This window comes from Zunongwangia atlantica 22II14-10F7, from assembly GCF_002094855.1.
GTDB lineage: Bacteria > Bacteroidota > Bacteroidia > Flavobacteriales > Flavobacteriaceae > Zunongwangia > Zunongwangia atlantica.
Map to the genome: position 1 here is coordinate 115,591 of NZ_ARYN01000011.1, position 18,242 is coordinate 133,832.

11 protein-coding genes are annotated in these 18,242 nt (G+C 34.8%); all 11 read left to right on the top strand.

Translation table 11 applies throughout. The features are described from left to right. Positions 1–10 precede the first annotated feature (10 nt). The 11 genes from IIF7_RS13030 to IIF7_RS13080 all read left to right on the top strand — a co-directional run bounded on the left by IIF7_RS13030 (position 11) and on the right by IIF7_RS13080 (position 17,992). Complete coding sequence (locus IIF7_RS13030; RefSeq protein WP_084842130.1) at positions 11–1,195, top strand: aldose epimerase family protein; 1,185 nt, start codon at positions 11–13, stop codon at positions 1,193–1,195. Positions 1,196–1,199: 4 nt separating this feature from the next. After that, positions 1,200–2,903, top strand: coding sequence for a sodium:solute symporter (locus IIF7_RS13035; RefSeq protein WP_084842131.1), 1,704 nt, complete (start codon positions 1,200–1,202; stop codon positions 2,901–2,903). A 511-nt stretch (positions 2,904–3,414) separates the two neighbouring features. Then, positions 3,415–4,431, top strand: a complete 1,017-nt coding sequence (locus IIF7_RS13040) for a LacI family DNA-binding transcriptional regulator (protein ID WP_084842132.1) — start codon at positions 3,415–3,417, stop codon at positions 4,429–4,431. Positions 4,432–4,481: 50 nt separating this feature from the next. After that, a complete protein-coding gene (locus IIF7_RS13045; protein WP_084842133.1) occupies positions 4,482–5,513 on the top strand; it encodes a LacI family DNA-binding transcriptional regulator in 1,032 nt (343 codons plus the stop codon). Between the two features lie 148 nt (positions 5,514–5,661). Then, positions 5,662–8,724 carry a SusC/RagA family TonB-linked outer membrane protein gene (locus tag IIF7_RS13050; RefSeq protein WP_084842134.1) on the top strand — a complete coding sequence of 1,021 codons (3,063 nt, stop codon included), beginning with the start codon at positions 5,662–5,664 and terminating at the stop codon, positions 8,722–8,724. An 11-nt stretch (positions 8,725–8,735) separates the two neighbouring features. Beyond that, on the top strand, positions 8,736–10,355 hold the full coding sequence (locus IIF7_RS13055; RefSeq protein WP_084842135.1) for a RagB/SusD family nutrient uptake outer membrane protein: 1,620 nt from the start codon (positions 8,736–8,738) through the stop codon (positions 10,353–10,355). Between the two features lie 19 nt (positions 10,356–10,374). Next, positions 10,375–11,172 carry a discoidin domain-containing protein gene (locus IIF7_RS13060; protein ID WP_084842136.1) on the top strand — a complete coding sequence of 266 codons (798 nt, stop codon included), beginning with the start codon at positions 10,375–10,377 and terminating at the stop codon, positions 11,170–11,172. A 207-nt stretch (positions 11,173–11,379) separates the two neighbouring features. Beyond that, the gene (locus IIF7_RS13065; RefSeq protein WP_084842137.1) at positions 11,380–13,665 is read left to right on the top strand and encodes a GH92 family glycosyl hydrolase; all 2,286 of its coding nucleotides are present in this window, start codon (positions 11,380–11,382) and stop codon (positions 13,663–13,665) included. 18 nt (positions 13,666–13,683) lie between these two features. After that, positions 13,684–14,349 (top strand): basic secretory protein-like protein, encoded by a 666-nt coding sequence (locus tag IIF7_RS13070; RefSeq protein ID WP_084842138.1) that lies wholly within the window; start codon positions 13,684–13,686, stop codon positions 14,347–14,349. A 6-nt stretch (positions 14,350–14,355) separates the two neighbouring features. Next, positions 14,356–15,777 carry a glycoside hydrolase family 125 protein gene (locus IIF7_RS13075; protein WP_084842139.1) on the top strand — a complete coding sequence of 474 codons (1,422 nt, stop codon included), beginning with the start codon at positions 14,356–14,358 and terminating at the stop codon, positions 15,775–15,777. A 19-nt stretch (positions 15,778–15,796) separates the two neighbouring features. Then, the gene (locus IIF7_RS13080) at positions 15,797–17,992 is read left to right on the top strand and encodes a GH92 family glycosyl hydrolase (protein WP_139801328.1); all 2,196 of its coding nucleotides are present in this window, start codon (positions 15,797–15,799) and stop codon (positions 17,990–17,992) included. Positions 17,993–18,242 lie beyond the last annotated feature (250 nt).

Consider the following 18,242-nt stretch of genomic DNA (forward strand, 5'->3'; position numbering starts at 1 on the left):
CACTTAAATTATGAAAAAAATAAAGCATACGGTATACTTCCTATGTCTTTTCAGTTTTCTGTTTTCCCTTACAAATTGTAAGGGAGACGGAAAGTCTGACAAGGAAAAAGAAGAGTTAACCACAACAGTATCCGAAATCGATTTCTTAACCAAGGAAGATTACGGAACTACCGCCGATGGTGAAAAGGTAGAACAGTATACCTTAACCAACGAAGCAGGTATGGAAGTAAAAATTATTACTTATGGTGGGCGTATAACTTCACTAAAAGTTCCCAATAAAAATAACGAATTTGAGGATGTAGTTTTAGGATTTGATTCTATTAGCCAATACACTTCAGATCATCCATATTTTGGAGCTTTAATTGGTCGTTATGGAAACAGAATTGCCGGCGGTAAATTCAGTTTAGATGGTGAAGATTATCAACTTCCGCAAAATGATGGCGAAAATTCGCTTCATGGTGGGGATAAAGGCTTCGATAAAGTAATCTGGACGGCAAAATTACCTTCTGATAGTACTTCTTTAGTTCTAAATTATAAAAGCAAAGATGGTGAAATGGGGTATCCAGGAAATCTGGATGTAACAGTTACTTATACTCTAAATGACGATAATTCTTTAGATGTAGCTTATGAAGCTGAAACAGATAAGAAAACCATCGTAAATCTTACACAACATGCTTATTTTAATTTAACTGGAGATTTTAATAAAACTATTTTAGACCATGAAGTGGTTTTAAATGCAGATGAATTTTTACCTGTGGATGAAACTTTAATTCCTACTGGAGAATTGAGAAGTGTTGAAGGAACTCCGTTTGATTTTACTGAAGCCAAAAAAGTAGGTAAAGAAATTGAAGCCGAAAATGAACAATTAGAACTCGGTTTAGGTTATGATCATTGTTGGGTGTTAAACGATCAATCTGATGATATGCATTTTGCAGCTTCAGCTTATGATCCAGAGAGTGGACGTTTTCTTGAAGTTTCTACTACAGAGCCAGGCATTCAGTTTTATACCGGTAATTTCCTAGACGGCACTTTGCCACAACAGGGAGGTGAAGGAACTTATGCACAGCGTTCAGGATTTTGTCTAGAAACTCAGCATTATCCAGATTCTCCAAATCAGGAAAAATTTCCCTCAGTAGTATTAAATCCTGGAGAGAAATATAGCACGAAAACAAGTTTTAAATTTTCAGTAAAATAAGAATATGCAAACATTCGATACTTTAGACTGGATCGTTATAGGTGTTTTTTGTCTTATGCTTATTGGTGTAATTCTTTATGTAGTAAGACAAAAATCTAACGATTCTGCAGATTATTTTCTTGGAGGTAAAGATGCTGGCTGGATTGCCATTGGTACATCGATATTTGCTTCTAACATAGGATCTGAACATTTAATTGGTCTGGCAGGCGCAGGAGCTTCAAGCGGTATGGCCATGGCGCACTGGGAAATCCAGGGATGGATGATCCTTATTTTGGGTTGGGTTTTCGTACCTTTTTATAGTAGAAGTATGGTTTATACCATGCCCGAATTTTTGGAAAGAAGGTATAATAAACAATCAAGAACCATACTTTCAGTTATTTCTCTTATAAGCTATGTTCTAACCAAAGTAGCCGTAACGGTTTATGCTGGTGGACTTGTTTTTCAGGAAGTTTTTGGAATAGAAAAATTATGGGGAATCGATTTCTTCTGGATTGCAGCGATTGGTTTAGTATTAATAACTGCTCTTTATACCATTTTTGGAGGTATGAAATCGGTTTTATATACTTCAATTCTACAAACACCAATCTTACTTTTAGGATCTGCCATTATTGTGGTTTTAGGTCTTAAAGAATTAGGAGGATGGGATGAGATGATCGCCATTACAAGTGCTGTAGAAGTTAATGATTATGGTGATTCTATGGTTAATCTTATAAGAAGTAATAATGATCCAGATTTTCCCTGGCTGGGGGCTTTAATTGGTTCTTCTATTATTGGATTTTGGTACTGGTGTACAGATCAATATATCGTTCAGCGTGTACTTTCAGGAAAGAACTTAAAGGAGTCACGTAGAGGTACCATTTTTGGTGCTTACTTAAAATTATTACCAGTATTTCTATTCTTAATTCCTGGTATGATTGCTTTCTCAATTCATTATCAAGATATTTCAGCAGGAGGTGAAGGATTCTTACCATTTTTAGACAATGGAGTTGCAAATGCAGATGCTGCCTTCCCAACCTTAGTGGCAAAATTATTACCTGCAGGGGTAAAAGGTTTAGTGGTTTGCGGAATTTTAGCGGCTTTAATGAGTTCTTTAGCGTCGTTGTTTAATTCTTCAGCAATGCTGTTTACAATAGATTTTTATAAAAAATTAAAACCAGAGACACCAGAGAAGAAACTTGTTAAGATAGGACAGGTTGCTACCCTTGTAATCGTGGTTTTAGGTATTTTATGGATCCCAATTATGCGAAGTGTGGGTGATGTACTTTATACCTATTTACAAGATGTACAATCTGTACTTGCACCGGGTATTGCTTCAGCATTTTTATTAGGGATTACCTGGAAGCGTACCAGTGCTAAAGGAGGTATGTGGGGATTAATTTCTGGATTAATTATAGGATTAACCCGTCTTGGAGCAAAAGTTTATTATAGTAATTTTGCTGATGCTTCAGATTCTTTATTTAAATACTTATTCTATGATCTTAACTGGTTATATTTCTGTGGTTGGATGTTCTTATTCTGTATTCTTGTAGTAATTGCAGTAAGCTTAGCTACTGAAGCTCCTGAAGCTTCAAAAATTAAAGGATTAGTTTTTGGAACAACCTCTAAAGAAGATCATGAAGAAGATCGTAAAAGTTGGAATAAATGGGATGTTGTGCATTCTGTGATCATTTTAGGTCTTACAGGTGCTTTTTACTGGTATTTTTGGTAATAAACTAAAGAACAGTTTTTATATAGGGCCGATAATTTTAATTATCGGCTTTTTTTATAATAAGAAACAATATTAGCTAAAAGGATTAACTTAAAATTTTATATTTTGTCTTGAAATTATAGAATATCAATATTTGATAATTTTTTATCCTTTTAGTTTAGAGTTGTTTAAGTTGAAAAAATATAGTTGCTAAATTGATAAATTTAAATGAAGTAAAAATGACTATATTGCAACGCGTCAAAAATATGAATTAATCGTAGGCGACTGTATTTTATATTGATTCATCTGCTAATAATAAATGATTAGCATTGGATGAATTTAATTAATATTATAAAGAAAACTTAGATTTTTTTTAAATGTGAGTTTTGTAATAGGAGAGAATAGCTTTGGCATTTTCCCTGATCTAAGAAAAATAGAATTTTGTGTAATGGCTTAAAAATGTTTACTTTTAATAAGTAGGCTAGACATTTTTGAGCTCACTGGCGGAGTGAGAAAATATTGTAATTTTTAAATGAAAAAAAAGCGTTATTCTTTAAAAGATATAGCCAAAGAATTTGGTGTTTCTTCAACAACTATTTCCTTCATATTAAACGGAAAAGCAAAAGAGAAAAGAATTTCAGAAGAATTAACTAATAAGGTTTTAGAGTTTACTACTAAGATAAATTACCGTCCAAACCAACTGGCACAAAGTTTAAGGACGGGAAAAAGCAAGATTATCGTTGTGATGCTTGAAGATATTTACTCTAGAATAGCCAGAATTATTGAAGATCAGGCGTACAAAAAAGGATACAGGGTTTTGTTTTGTAGTAATGATAATGAGGATAAAAGATCTATAGAATTAATTAACCTTTTTAGAAACAGGCAGGTAGATGGTTACATTATTGTGCCTTCACCTGGTATAGAAAAGGAGGTGAAATCTCTTGTAGACGAGGGTGTTCCTGTTATTCTATTCGATAGATATTTTCCTAATTTAAATGCCTGCCATGTGACCTCTGCGAATATGCAGGCAACCTATACAGGTGTGAATAATCTTATTCAAAATGGATATAAGAACATTTTGTTTGTTAGTACAGATGTTAAACAAACACAGATGCTTGATAGGAAACAGGGTTACGAATCTGCCATAGCTGAGAATGGATTAACTCCCAATATCCTGGAAATTCCATACAGAGAAAAAGATATGTCTAAGAGGAAACAAATGTTTAGACAAAAAGTTGAGAATTCGGCTAGTTTTGATGCTATTTTCTTTGCAACAAATTATTTGGCAGTTAATGGCTTAGAATTTTTGCAAGATGAATTCCCAGATTATATTGATACCAAAGGTTTCTTTTCATTTGATGATGTTCCACTTTTTAAATTATTCAAACCATCTATTTCAGCAATATATCAACCGTTGGAAAAAATTGGTGAGCAGATCATGTCTTTGATGTTAGAAAAACTGAAGTCTAAAAATGGAGAAGAAATTATAAGAAAAATAGAACTTGATTGCGATATAAGGTATAGAAGCAGTTCTTTACCAAAAACTTAAACCAACTAACTACTACAATAGATACTAACTAAACAACCAAACCAACTAACATGAAAAACAAAAGACATTCTATAAAGGATATTGCGGCTGCCCTTAATGTCTCGGTAACTACAGTTTCTTTCGTATTAAACGGAAAGGCGAAAGAGAAAAGAATTTCAGAAGAAGTTACAAAAAAGGTTTTGGAGTATGCAAGATCCATTAATTACAAACCCAATCAACTTGCACAAAGTTTAAGAACTGGTAGAAGTAAGATTATTGTAGTAATGGTAGAAGATATTTCTAACTATTTCTTCTCTAAGTTGGCCAGGATTATAGAGGATATTGCTTATGATAAAGGCTATAAAGTGCTATTTTGTAGTAATGAAAATAAGGACGAACGTTCTAGAGAATTAATTAACTTATTTAGAGAACGCCAGGTAGATGGTTATATCATCGTGCCTTCACCAGGAATTCAGGAGGATATTTCTGAATTAGTTACAGATGATATTCCTGTGATTTTGTTTGACCGTTATTTTCCTGAAATCGATACCAATTATGTGATTATAGATAATTCTGAAGCAGTTCATAATGCTAGTCAGCATCTGGTAGATAATTCTTATAAAAAAATAGGCTTTATAACTATTGCTTCTAATCAAACACAGATGGAAGCCAGGCAACGTGGGTATCGTGATGCGATGAAAGAAAACAACCTGGAAGAATTTGTTTTAGAAGTACCTTTTTACGAAAAAAATACAGGTAAAGTAAAAGCGCTAATTGCAGAGTACCTGTCAAATAATGATTTGGATTCTATCTTTTTTGCAACCAATTATCTTACTCAAATAGGTTTAGAAGTAATTAGAGAATCTTTTCCTGATAAAATAAACGAATTAGGTATCATCACCTTTGATGATAATGATCTATTCAAGATTTATTTTCCACCAATAACCGCGGTTTCTCAACCATTAGAAGAAATAGGAAAGGAATTAATGAATACTGTACTTAAAATGTTAAAAAGTACACCAGAGAAACCTTATAGAAATCAAAAAATACTTCCTGCTTCATTAATTAAAAGAAATTCATCATTTCCAAATAAAAGGCCTTGAGGCAAGGCAAATCCTGACTTTTATGTCTGAATTAATATTTATTTAATAATTAATTCGGAATAAAATAACATTTTTATTTTTTAGCTAAATCGTTTTATTTATATTCGCATAGTAATAAAGTGTGAATTCTAACTAAAAATTAGCATTAATGAAAAAACAAAAACTACATTATGCTAAATCGATTTACGGAAAACGATTTAGTAAATTATCCTTTGTTTTAAAATCTTTACAAATGCTTCTGTTGGTTGTTCTTTTTTCAGCTTTTAGCACAAAAGCTGTTGCACAAACAACTGTAGAAGGAAATGTAACGGATAGCGATGGATTGCCTTTACCCGGGGTGACCGTAAGGGTAGAAGGTACAAGTATTGGTACACAAACAGATTTCGATGGAAATTATGCTATCGATGTACCAGAAGATGATTCGGTTTTAATATTCTCTTTTGTGGGGATGACGACCGTTAAAAGAACTTTTAATGGTAATACTACCATTAATGTGACTTTAGAAAACGACCAACAGGCTTTAGATGAAGTTGTAGTTGTTGGATATGGTACACAAACAAGAAAATCTGTAACTACGGCAGTAGCTAAAGTTTCTGAAAAGGATTTTAATCAAGGTGTAGTAACATCTCCTTTAGACCTCGTACAGGGTAAAATTGCTGGTTTATCTGTAACAAGAACTGGTGGCAATAACCCTAATAGTAGTGCTTCCATTCAATTACGTGGATTAACTTCTATTACTGGAAATACAGATCCTTTAATTGTAATAGATGGTATTCCTGGTGGTAATCTTGATCTTATTCAGCAAAATGACATTGAATCTTTTGATGTCTTAAAAGATGGAGCGGCTTCTGCAATTTATGGTACTCGTGGTAATAATGGAGTTATCTTGATAACTACCAAAAAAGGTAAAAAGGGAGTTTCTCAATTTGAATATTCTTCTTATGTTTCAAGAGATTATGTTCAAAATAAGCCTAATTTTCTATCTGCCGCGCAATATCGCAAAGCTATTGAGGATGGCGTGTCATCTAAATTAACAGATGCTAGCGATTTCGGGTATACAACAGATATTTATGACGAATTAGTAGATGATACAAACCTAAGTCAATACCATAATTTTGTAGCTGCTGGTGGTGGTGAAAAAAGTAATTACCGAGCTTCCTTATATTATCAGAAATTAGATGGTATAGCCTTAGAAAACGATCGTGAAGAGTATGGTTTTAGAATTAACTTTAATCAGTCCGCTTTTGATGATAAATTCAACTTCCAATCGAGTGTTGCCACTAACTTTAACAATGCTAATCTGCAAGGGGGTGGTCAATTTGGAATTATTACAGATTGGAATCCTACAACTCCTATTTATGCTGAACCTGGAGGAGATTTAAATAATCAAGGTCAATTTGGGTATTATCAACCAAGTAATTTATATAATCCTTTTTCAGAGTATGCTAATCGTTTCAACCTAAGGAAACAATATACTTTTTCTGGAGATGCAAAAGCTACTTACGAAATTGTAGAAGGATTAAAGATAGCAGCTTTTGGTTCATACCAAAGAAATGTATGGAATGATAGATATTACGAGTCTACTGAAGATTGGGGAAACATAAATGGTGATTATCAAGGTACAGGATATGCTAGAAAAGGAAATCATGTAGATTTCACTAAAACTTTTGAACCAACAATTACATTCGAAAGGAATATAAATGATCATTCTTTCAATTTATTGGGAGGTTATAGTTATCAATATAGTACAACAGAAGAATATTCTATGAGTAATAGTGGATTTAACACAGATTCATTTTTGGATTGGAATATGGGATGGGGTAATGCTATAATTGATACAAACTTACCTAGACCAGGTCTTAGTAGTTTTAAAGAAGATAATACATTAATAGCTTTTTTTTCAAGAATTAATTATTCTTACCTAGATAGATATTTCCTAACGGCTTCTATAAGGCGTGAAGGTAGTTCTAAGTTTGGGGAAAATAACAAATGGGGTAATTTCCCCGCAATATCGGGTGCTTGGGTAATTTCTGATGAAGCATTTATGGATAGGCAAAATATTTTCTCTAATCTAAAACTTAGAGTAGGTTATGGTATAACAGGAAATCAAGGAATTCCAAATTATCAATCGCTTGTAACTTTAGGTACAGGAGGGAAGTATCCAATTTTTCTAAATAACTCGTCAGAGCCTACATATTATCAAACTTTAGGTGCAGCTAAAAATCCAAATCCAGATCTAAGATGGGAGCGTAAAAAAGAATTAAACCTTGGTATTGATTTTGGTTTCTTGTCTAATAGAATTACGGGTTCTTTGGATATTTATAGAAGAACAACTGAAGATCTACTTTATAACTACACTGTTCCTCAGCCACCTTATGTTCGTAGTAATATTTATACAAATGTAGGAACCATTAGAAATAGCGGAGTAGAACTTGCTTTAAGTGCAGCCGTTATTAATAAAGGAGATTTTAAATGGAATGTTGATGCTACAGGTAATTATCAAAAAAATACCTTAGTAAAGCTTTCTAATGAGCAATTTATAGTGGCACAAATTGATGGAGGAAATATTGGAAATCCTGGTAATTTGGGAAATGCTATTAGAAATACTGAAGGTGGCACTATCGGGAATTTTTATGGTAAGCGTTTTGCAGGTTTCACTCGCGATGGGGACTGGTTATTCTATAAAGCAGATGGTTCTGTAGGCACTTCAGATCAAATGGCTGAAGAAGACAAAACTATTATAGGAAATGGAATGCCGAAATATTATGCTTCTTTAACAAATACATTTACTTATAAAAATTTTGATTTAACAATATTTTTGAGAGGTAAATTCGACTATGATATTCTCAATACTGTAGATCTCTTCTACGGCAACCAAGAGTTATTGCCAGCAAATGTATTAACATCAGCCCTTGGACAATATAGTCAAATTAAAGAGGCTCCTCAATATTCAGATTATTATTTGGAAAGCGGAGATTTTATAAAGCTGGATAACTTAACATTAGGGTATAATGTTAATCTTCCGAAAGAAGGAAACTTTAAAAGATTAAGGTTATATGCGAGTGCTAGAAATTTAGCTACAATAACCGGATATAATGATGGTAATAGAGATCCAGAAGTTCAGGATACTGGATTATTTCCTGGTATTGATTATAGAGATTTTTATCCTAGAACAACAACTGTTTCTGTAGGGATGAATGTTAATTTTTAAAAAATAGAATTATGAAAAAAATAATATATAATAAATTCTTTATATCTTTTTTCGTTTTTATTGGTATTGTTAGCTGTACGGATCTAGATGAGACAACATATTCTGAACTTTCTAAATCTAATTTTTACAATAATAAATTAGAGATTATTCAAGCAACCTTACGCCCTTTTACACATATGCAGGCATGGCTTGCATTTACTGGGCAAAATGGTTATTATTATCATAATGAACTTTCTGCAGATCAAGTTGCTTGGCCTCAAAAAGGACGTCACGCTTATGATAATGGGGATCATATTAGACAACATTATCATACCTGGACCACAGAGGAAAGTAGACTGTTAAATACTTGGTCTTTGATGTGGACTGGGTTAGGATATGTTAATGCAGCTATTGAGGATATCCAAAGTGTGGATCCAGAAGCCGCAGGTATCACTCAGGAAGAACTAGAGTCTTTTATAGCTGAATCTAAAGTATTAAGAGCGTATCACTATATGAAGATTATGGATCTTTGGGGTAACGTACCGATCGTAACTCAGGTCGGTATGCCAGAAAATCCTGAAACGCAAAATAGAGAAGAAGTTTTTGCTTTTGTAGAAAAGGAGCTATTGGAAAATGTTGAAAAACTTCAGCCTTTATCACCTCAATTATTAGGACGTGTTTCTAAAGCTGTTGGTTATGCAATGCTTTCAGAGTTATATTTAAATGCGCAAGTATGGTCAGGAGAGGCTAGATGGGCAGATTGTGTTGAATATTCTAATAAAGTAATTAATGGTGATGGTGGTGCTCTAGCAGGTTCTATGATGTTAGATCAGGATCCATTAGGTCCATACAATAACACAAATGAAAATTCTCCCGAAAATATTTTTCAATTTCCATTTAGTAGACAAAATGACTTCGGTTATAGTTGGGCTTCATTTTACATGGGTTTCAGTAATATGAGAGATGCTCTTAATGTAACTTATTCCGGAAATAATGCATTTGTAGTAATTCCTTCCGCATTTGATGCTTATCAGGAAAGTGATATTCGTAAGCAGGAATGGTTTTTATTCGGTCCTCAATATGAATATGGTACTACAGTGCCTATATTAGGAACAGAGGAATATCGCGGACAGCCCTTAGTTTATGTGAACAATATTCGCAGAAATACTGAAGGTCAGACAGGAGAAGGAAGCATGACAGATGGTGAAGAAAATAGTGGTGCACGATTTCATAAATATCGTTCAGGAACTCAGGATGATGAAAACTATCTTGAAAATGACTTTGTGATCTATCGCTTAACAGAAATGTATTTTAACAAAGCAGAAGCTTTAATGAGACAAAATGGTGGAGTAGCAACTTCAGAAGCGGTAGAACTTATTAACGAAAGTAAAAGCAGATATTTCACTGAAGAAGACTGGCCAACTGAGATGTACACTGCTGCTAGTTTAACTTTAGATGAATTATTAGCTGAAAGAGGTAGAGAATTTATTTTTGAAGGAAAACGAAGAACCGATTTAATACGTTTTGGGAAATTTACCACAGGTTCATGGTGGGATAAAATACCAGATTCAGATGATCATGTTACCATTTATCCAATTCCTTACAGGCAGGTTCAAACGAATCCAAACCTTGAACAAAATCCAGGATATTAATTTCAATATTATGAGAATAATGAAACTTTTAAATATAAAACCTTTGTTATTTGCTCTTGGCCTATTGTTGTTAGGAGCTTGTGACGGAAGAAGAGAATTTCCATCACTTACAGAAACGGGTGTAACTATCGATCAGGATATTATCTTATTAATATCTGGCGAAACCTTAGATGTGAATGCTCGATTTATTCCAGATATCTTCCCAGCGCGTGATTATACCTGGGAAGTAGACGATCCAAGTGTGGCAGATGTAATTACAAACGAAGATCAATCTGTATCTTTAACAGCAACAGGCTCTGGTGAAACTTTATTAAGAATTACATCTTTAGATGATGATGCTTTAACTGCATCTGTGCGTCTTCAGGTAATTTCTTCAGCACCAATCGATATTACAGATCAGGCTACCTTAACTGTTAATAGAGAAAATAATGGCGGACCAGACGCAGGAGAAGGATCTCCAAAACTTGTAGATGGTGATACTTCTACAAAATACCTTTCAGGATACTTAACTCCTTTCTATTTAACGTTAGAGTTTGATTCCCCTAGGGTAATCAACATTTATAGATTTACTTCAGCTAATGATGCTGCAAGTAGAGATCCTAGAGACTGGCAAATTTCAGGATCTAATGATGGTGAGAATTGGGAAGTATTAGACGAAAGAACAAATGAATTTTTTAATGATCGTGCTATGACAAGAGAGTTCTATTTCGATAATAATACTGCTTATACTCATTATAGATTAGATATCATCAGCAATAATGGAGCATCATTATTCCAGATGGCTGAATGGGGAGTTTTCGAATTCCCAGAAGATTAGAAGAATCAAAATCCGATCCTAACTAAATCCTGTGGAAACAGTTAATTTCTAAAGGTTCAAATTGTATAAATTTGAGCCTTTTTTTAAATTAATTTGCTAAAACGATTTAACTTTACTATTTTCATTGAAATTATAACTATTTTAACAAATTAGCAGTCTCATGCTAGAAATAGCGATAACGATTGCATTTTATTCTTATCCGAAAAAATGAATATTCAAAAATTAAGTTTAATCGCTTTATTTTTTACAGGATTGCTACACGCCACCACAGATCCTGTAAAAGATCCTGTAGAGTATGTAAATACTTTGCAGGGAACAAATTCGAAATTCGAATTAACAAGAGGAAATACTTATCCCACAACAGCATTACCTTTTGGGATGAATACCTGGACACCGCAAACTGGAGTTAATGGTGATGGTTGGAAATATCAATATTTTAAAGAAGAAATTAGAGGCTTTCAACAGGCACATCAGTGCAGTTCGTGGTCTAATGATTACGCCGTATTTTCCTTAATGCCGGTAACTGAAGATTTAAAGCTAAATGATAAAGAGAGAGCCAGTAAATTTAGCCACGATAATGAGACAGCAAAGCCATATTATTATCAGGTTCAATCAGAAAATGGAGTGAATACTGAAATTTCACCCAGTGACCGTGGTGCACATTTAAGGTTTAGTTTCCCTAAAAATAAAAATGCCTGGATTGTTTTAGATGGATATACAGGAACCAGCGAGGTAAAGATCGATAAAAAGAATCGAAGAATTACAGGTTTTGTACGCAATGGAAGAGGTATGGATCGTATTGAAGGTATGAAGAATTATTTTGTTATTCAGTTTGACAAAGACTTTCAGGCGTCCGGCATCTGGGAAAATAGAGAAAACAAAAAATGGGAGAATAGTAATCATAAAACAGGTGAAGGTATTGGAGCCTTTATTCAGTTTAAACCAGGACAGGTAGTTCAGGCTAAAGTCGCTTCATCTTACATAAGCGTATCACAGGCTGAACGAAATCTGGAAACAGAACTTGGTAAAGACAGAAAACTTGAGGTTACTAAAAATAAAGCTAAGAAGATCTGGAATGAACATTTAAGCAAAATACAGGTAGAAGGAGGTTCAGAAGAGCAGTTAAAAACCTTTTATTCTTGTTTTTTTAGGGCAAGTTTGTTCTCAAGAAAGTTCTATGAAATTAACGAAAATGGAGATCCATTTTATTATAGTCCGTATGATGGGAAAGTCCATGATGGTTATATGTACACCGATACTGGATTTTGGGACACTTTTAGAGCACAGTTTCCTTTAAATATCTTGCTTTATCCAGAAATGCAGGGACGTTATGTATCGGCGCTATTGGATGCTTATGAACAATGTGGATGGTTACCTTCCTGGTCATTCCCTAGTGAAGCCGGTAGTATGGTAGGGAATCATGCTATTTCTTTGCTTGCAGATGCATGGGCAAAAGGTATTAAAACTTTCGATCCTAAAAAGGCTTTAGATGCCTATTGGCACGAAGCCACGAATAAAGGACCATGGGGACCTGCTAATGGAAGAGATGGATGGAAAGATTATTATACCCTTGGTTATGTGTCGTATCCATCAACAAGAGAAGCTACAGCAAAAACGCTAGAATACGCCTATGATGATTTCTGCGGATATACTTTAGCCAATATGACCGGTAACACATTCTATAAGGAACGTTTTGAAGGTTCAATGTATAATTATAAAAATGTCTTTAATCCTGAAACAGGTTTTATGCAGGGAAAAGATAAGTCTGGAAATTGGAACGATAATTTTGATCCTTACGAATGGGGAGGACCATTTACTGAAGGTAACGCGTGGCATTACTTATGGTCTGTTTTTCAGGATCCTCAGGGATTGATCGATCTTATGGGAGGAAGCGAAAACTTCAATAAAAAATTAGATTCGGTTTTTAGTGTTTCTAATAAAGTAAACGTAGGAACTTATGGCGGAAAGATTCATGAAATGACTGAAATGCAAATGGCCAATATGGGGCAATATGCACACGGTAATCAGCCAATTCAACATATGATCTATCTTTATAATTATGCAGAACAGCCCTGGAAAGCCCAATATCACGCCAGAAATGTAATGGAAAAATTATACGATTTTACTGAAAATGGTTATCCAGGAGACGAAGACCAGGGGCAAACCTCTTCATGGTATGTGTTAAGTGCACTTGGTTTTTATAGTGTATGTCCGGGGACAGATCAATATGTTCTAGGAAGTCCTGTTTTTAATAAGGCAACCATAAACTTAGAAAATGGAAATAAGTTTATAATTAATGCTCCAGATAATGATATGGATAATGTCTATATTCAATCGGCTTCATTAAATGGAGAGACTTATACCAAAAACTTCATCACTTATGCAGATATACTAAACGGCGGAAGCTTTGATCTAAAAATGAGTGATTCCCCCAATAAAAATAGAGGAATAAACGAAAGTGATAAACCCTTTTCACTTTCAGCAAATAAATAATAAACCCCAATAATTAAAATGAAAAAAATTGTAATTGCAGCCGGCTTACTAATAAGTACAATGGGATTTTCTCAGCAACAAGAAACGTTCAAGAAAAAAGGAAAGGTATTAATTTTTACCAATCACGATCCTAATTTAAATCAGGATACTAAAGACGGTTTGGTAAAGACCTTCTTTAAAGTATATCCAAAATTAATAAAGGATTTTAATCCTGAATCTATGGATACCATCAGGGTGAAAATCGATACTGAATATGATGGTGTTGCTTATGCACACAATGGTCGTATAACGATTAGTTCAGATTGGTTAGAGAAAAAACCGGGAGATATCGATGTGATCACTCACGAGGTAATGCACATTGTACAATCGTACCCGCCAAATAGTGGCCCGGGATGGTTAACCGAAGGTATCGCAGATTATGTTCGGTTTAAATACGGTGTAGATAACGAAGGCGCAGGATGGAGCCTACCAGATTATAAACCAGAAAATTCATATAAAAACAGTTATAGAATTACAGCAAGATTCCTGTATTGGTTAACTAAAAAATATGATAAAAAAATTGTTCAGAAATTAGATAAAAACATGCGAAATAAAACCTATTCTGCAGATCTATGGAATCAATATACAGGGAAGTCTTTAGATGAACTGTGGGCAGAATATAGTGAGTCACCGCAAATAAGTTAAGAAACTATGCAAAGAAGAAAATTTATCCAAAACTCGGCTTTATTTGGGTCGTTAGCAATGATCAGTCCAAAAGTATCATTCGCATCCAGCTTAGAAAAATATCCTGTGGTTAGAACACCAAAAGGACAGCGAAATTTTGAGAGTAAAGCAATCGAAAAAGCCATAAAAGAATTTGGCAAAAAAGTAGATGATGAAGAACTGGCCTGGTTATTTAATAACTGTTTTCCTAATACTTTAGATACTACAGTCACCTATACTACAAAAAACGGAAGACCAGATACCTATGTGATTACAGGAGATATCGATGCCATGTGGTTAAGGGATAGTTCTGCACAGGTATGGCCTTATATGGCATTTGCAGATGAGGATAAAGATCTTCAGCATTTAATTGCGGGAGTGATCAATCGCCAAACGCAGTACATTCTTAAAGATCCTTATGCGAACGCTTTTTATGATGATCCTTCAAAAAAAGGGGAGTGGACAACAGATCATACAGATATGAAACCTGGTGTACACGAGCGTAAATGGGAAATAGATTCTTTATGTTATCCTATTCGCTTAGGTTATAATTACTGGAAAACTACTGGAGATACGGCACCTTTTGATGCGGAATGGCAAAAAGCGATAAAAGAAATTTTAAAGGTTTTTAAAGATCAGCAAAAAAAGAAGGATCGTGGTTCTTACCATTTTCAAAGAGAAACGGCAAAAGCCACAGATACTCGTGCATTACATGGTTATGGTTACCCGGTAAATCCTGTAGGATTAATTTGTTCGGCTTTTAGACCTTCAGATGATGCAACAGTATTTTCATTTTTAATTCCGTCTAACTTTTTTGCAGTAGTGAGTTTAAAACAGGCTGCAGAAATGATGACCGAATTGGCAAATGATAGCCAAACTGCCTCAGAATTATTAAGTCTGGCAAAAGAAGTAGATAGCGCCTTAAAAAAGCATGCTATCGTAGATCATCCAAAATACGGTAAGATCTATGCATTCGAAATCGATGGTTTTGGCAATCATTTATTAATGGACGATGCCAATGTACCTAGCTTACTTTCCCTTCCTTATTTAGATGCCATGCCGGTAGATGATGAGATTTATCAAAATACCAGAGCATTTATCTGGTCTACAGATAATCCGTTTTTCTTTAAAGGAAGCGCTGCAGAAGGTGTTGGTGGGCCACACGTAGGGATGGATATGGTTTGGCCAATGTCTATTACCATGCGAGGTTTAACCAGTACCAGTGATAAAGAAATTAAAGACTGTATTAAAATGCTTAAAGCTACGCATGGCGATACCGGATTTATGCACGAAACTTTTCATAAAGACGATCCTACAAATTTCTCAAGATCATGGTTTGCATGGGCAAATACACTTTTTGGCGAATTTATCTGGAAAACCTATAAAGAAAGTCCAGAGCTTTTAGGATAATACTTAAAATTTATACTGAATGAAAGTCTCCCAAAACACCTCAGTACAACTGATAAAATATAGCCTGATATTATCGATTTTGGCCGTGCAATTTGGTTGTAAATCCAGAACAGGAAAAACTGAAGAGAAAGCAAATCTTACCAGTTATGTAAATCCTTTTTTGGGTACGGCACCACTAACCGATACTAGTATTATTGGATATACTCCACCAGAAGGCTGGCGTGTTTGGGCAGGCTTAACTTATCCTGGTTCGTCTCTGCCCAATGCAATGGTGCAACTTAGCCCAATTACAGAATTTGGGAGTGGTGCCGGCTATGAGTACGAGGATAACGAGATCTATGGTTTTACCCACACCAATAAAGGACATTGGAATCTTTGTAATTTGCCTATTTTACCTGTTTCTGCGGAAGCAAAATTTCCGTTTAAGTCGAAGTTTTCTCACGCAAATGAAGAGGCCTCGCCAGGATTTTACCAGGTGTTTTTAGAAGATTACGGAGTAAATGTAAGATTAACTTCAACCTTAAGAGGAGCCATTCACGAATATACCTTCAATAATAATAAAGATCGAAGCATTGTTTTTAAACTTGGTAAAGCTAATAACGGAGTGTCAGATTGGGATATTAGTACCAGTAACCGAAACCAAATTTCAGGATATCAACGAGTAGGCGGAGACAAGGTTCATTTTTTTGCGAAACTGAGTCATGATATTAAAAACATAGCGATCGAGAATCAGGGAGCGCCAGAGGGATATGCAAAAATTGAACTCGAAAATGGCAAATCTGAGGAAGTGATCTTAAAAGTTGGTATTTCTTATGTGAGTATAGAAAATGCTAAGAATAATCTTGAAAAAGAGATCGCAAATAGAAGTTTCGATGAGGTTCACGAACAAGCGATCGAAACCTGGGAATCTTTACTGGGTTCCATAAAAGTTAAAGGAGGAACCAAAAAACAAAAGCAAATTTTCTATTCTTCTTTGTATCGCGCCTTTCTGTGGCCAGCTTTACGAAGTGATCTTAATGGCGAGTTTAGCGATGCTAAGGGCAATATTAAAAAAGCCGATTTTCGATATTATACGCTACCATCTTTTTGGGATACCTATCGTAATAAACTGGTGTTGTTAAATATGCTTCAGCCAGATGTTGCTAAAGATGTGATAAGCTCGGTAATCGATAGAGGTAAAAATAACGGATTTATGCCTACATTTTTTCATGGCGATCACGCTGCTTCATTTATTTCCGCAGCATACAATATGGGAATTCAGGATTTTGATGTTCAAAAAGCTTATCAATTATTACTGAATAACGCTTACAAAGAGGGCGGAACACGACCTTATATTTCAGAATATATCGAAAAAGGATACATCGCTACTCCGCAAATCGAAAATCCGCATGTAGAAAGTAAAGCAAAAGCTGGAGTGTCTAAAACCTTAGAATATGCGCATGACGATTATTCTTTGGCACTATTGGCAGAAGCACTTGGTGATAATAGCCATTTTGAAGATCTTATGAAACGTTCTAAAAATTACCAGAATGTGTTTGATAAGAAGACCAATTTTATGCGAGGAAAATTAGAAGATGGCAGCTGGGTAAGCCCTTTTGATGCAGAATATCCCTACTACGAATATATGTATCGCGAGGCTAATGCATGGCAGTTATCTTTTTACGTTCCGCATGATATGCCGGGATTGGTTAATCTCTACGGAAGGGAAAAATTTGAGGAAAAATTGGATTCACTTTTTACTACACCGTGGAATCCTAAGCATATTGCCAGAAATGTGTCTGGTTTTATGGGCTTATACAGCCAGGGAAATCAACCCGATCACGAGACACCTTTTGCCTATTATTTTATTGATAAGCCAGAAAAATCACAGGCGATTTTAGATAATTTGATGCAAAATTATTTTGGTATTGAAGAAGGCGGGAATGCATTATCTGGAATGGACGATGCCGGGGAAATGTCTTCCTGGTACGTTTTTGCTGCCAGTGGAGTGTATCCATTATCACCAGCAGATGCCGAATTTCTGGTGACTGTGCCTATTTTTGATAAAGTTACCTGGACGATGCCCAATCGTAGTACACTAAACTTTACCCAAAGCGGTAAAGGCAGAAATCTTGAAGGAATCAATGTAAATTCAGATGTTTTGGAGGATTATTTTATTCCTTTTCAGTTATTTAAATCTGGAGGGAACGTAGTGATCCAAACTACTAAAGAATAATTTCGGAGAAAATCATCCTAACCAATCAATCTTCGAAATAACAGGGAACGTCTTGCGTTCCCTGTTTCATTTTATTGGCACAGCCAAAGGGTATATTACTCTTAGGCTTGCCTCGAAATTAAAAAATTGTTTCTAGTGAATGCCACGTGGGCTTGCCCCGAGGTAGTTTACTAAAATTATAACCGATTTTATATAATTTCAGCACATATTTTTAAGTGGATATTCATTATCTTTTCTGTCTAAATTCAGA

Bases quoted from the DNA above. Each gene is read 5' to 3' on its own strand.
- IIF7_RS13030 (WP_084842130.1), top strand. From the start codon at position 11: ATGAAAAAAATAAAGCATACGGTATACTTCCTATGTCTTTTCAGTTTT.
- IIF7_RS13035 (WP_084842131.1), top strand. From the start codon at position 1,200: ATGCAAACATTCGATACTTTAGACTGGATCGTTATAGGTGTTTTTTGT.
- IIF7_RS13040 (WP_084842132.1), top strand. From the start codon at position 3,415: ATGAAAAAAAAGCGTTATTCTTTAAAAGATATAGCCAAAGAATTTGGT.
- IIF7_RS13045 (WP_084842133.1), top strand. From the start codon at position 4,482: ATGAAAAACAAAAGACATTCTATAAAGGATATTGCGGCTGCCCTTAAT.
- IIF7_RS13050 (WP_084842134.1), top strand. From the start codon at position 5,662: ATGAAAAAACAAAAACTACATTATGCTAAATCGATTTACGGAAAACGA.
- IIF7_RS13055 (WP_084842135.1), top strand. From the start codon at position 8,736: ATGAAAAAAATAATATATAATAAATTCTTTATATCTTTTTTCGTTTTT.
- IIF7_RS13060 (WP_084842136.1), top strand. From the start codon at position 10,375: ATGAAACTTTTAAATATAAAACCTTTGTTATTTGCTCTTGGCCTATTG.
- IIF7_RS13065 (WP_084842137.1), top strand. From the start codon at position 11,380: ATGAATATTCAAAAATTAAGTTTAATCGCTTTATTTTTTACAGGATTG.
- IIF7_RS13070 (WP_084842138.1), top strand. From the start codon at position 13,684: ATGAAAAAAATTGTAATTGCAGCCGGCTTACTAATAAGTACAATGGGA.
- IIF7_RS13075 (WP_084842139.1), top strand. From the start codon at position 14,356: ATGCAAAGAAGAAAATTTATCCAAAACTCGGCTTTATTTGGGTCGTTA.
- IIF7_RS13080 (WP_139801328.1), top strand. From the start codon at position 15,797: ATGAAAGTCTCCCAAAACACCTCAGTACAACTGATAAAATATAGCCTG.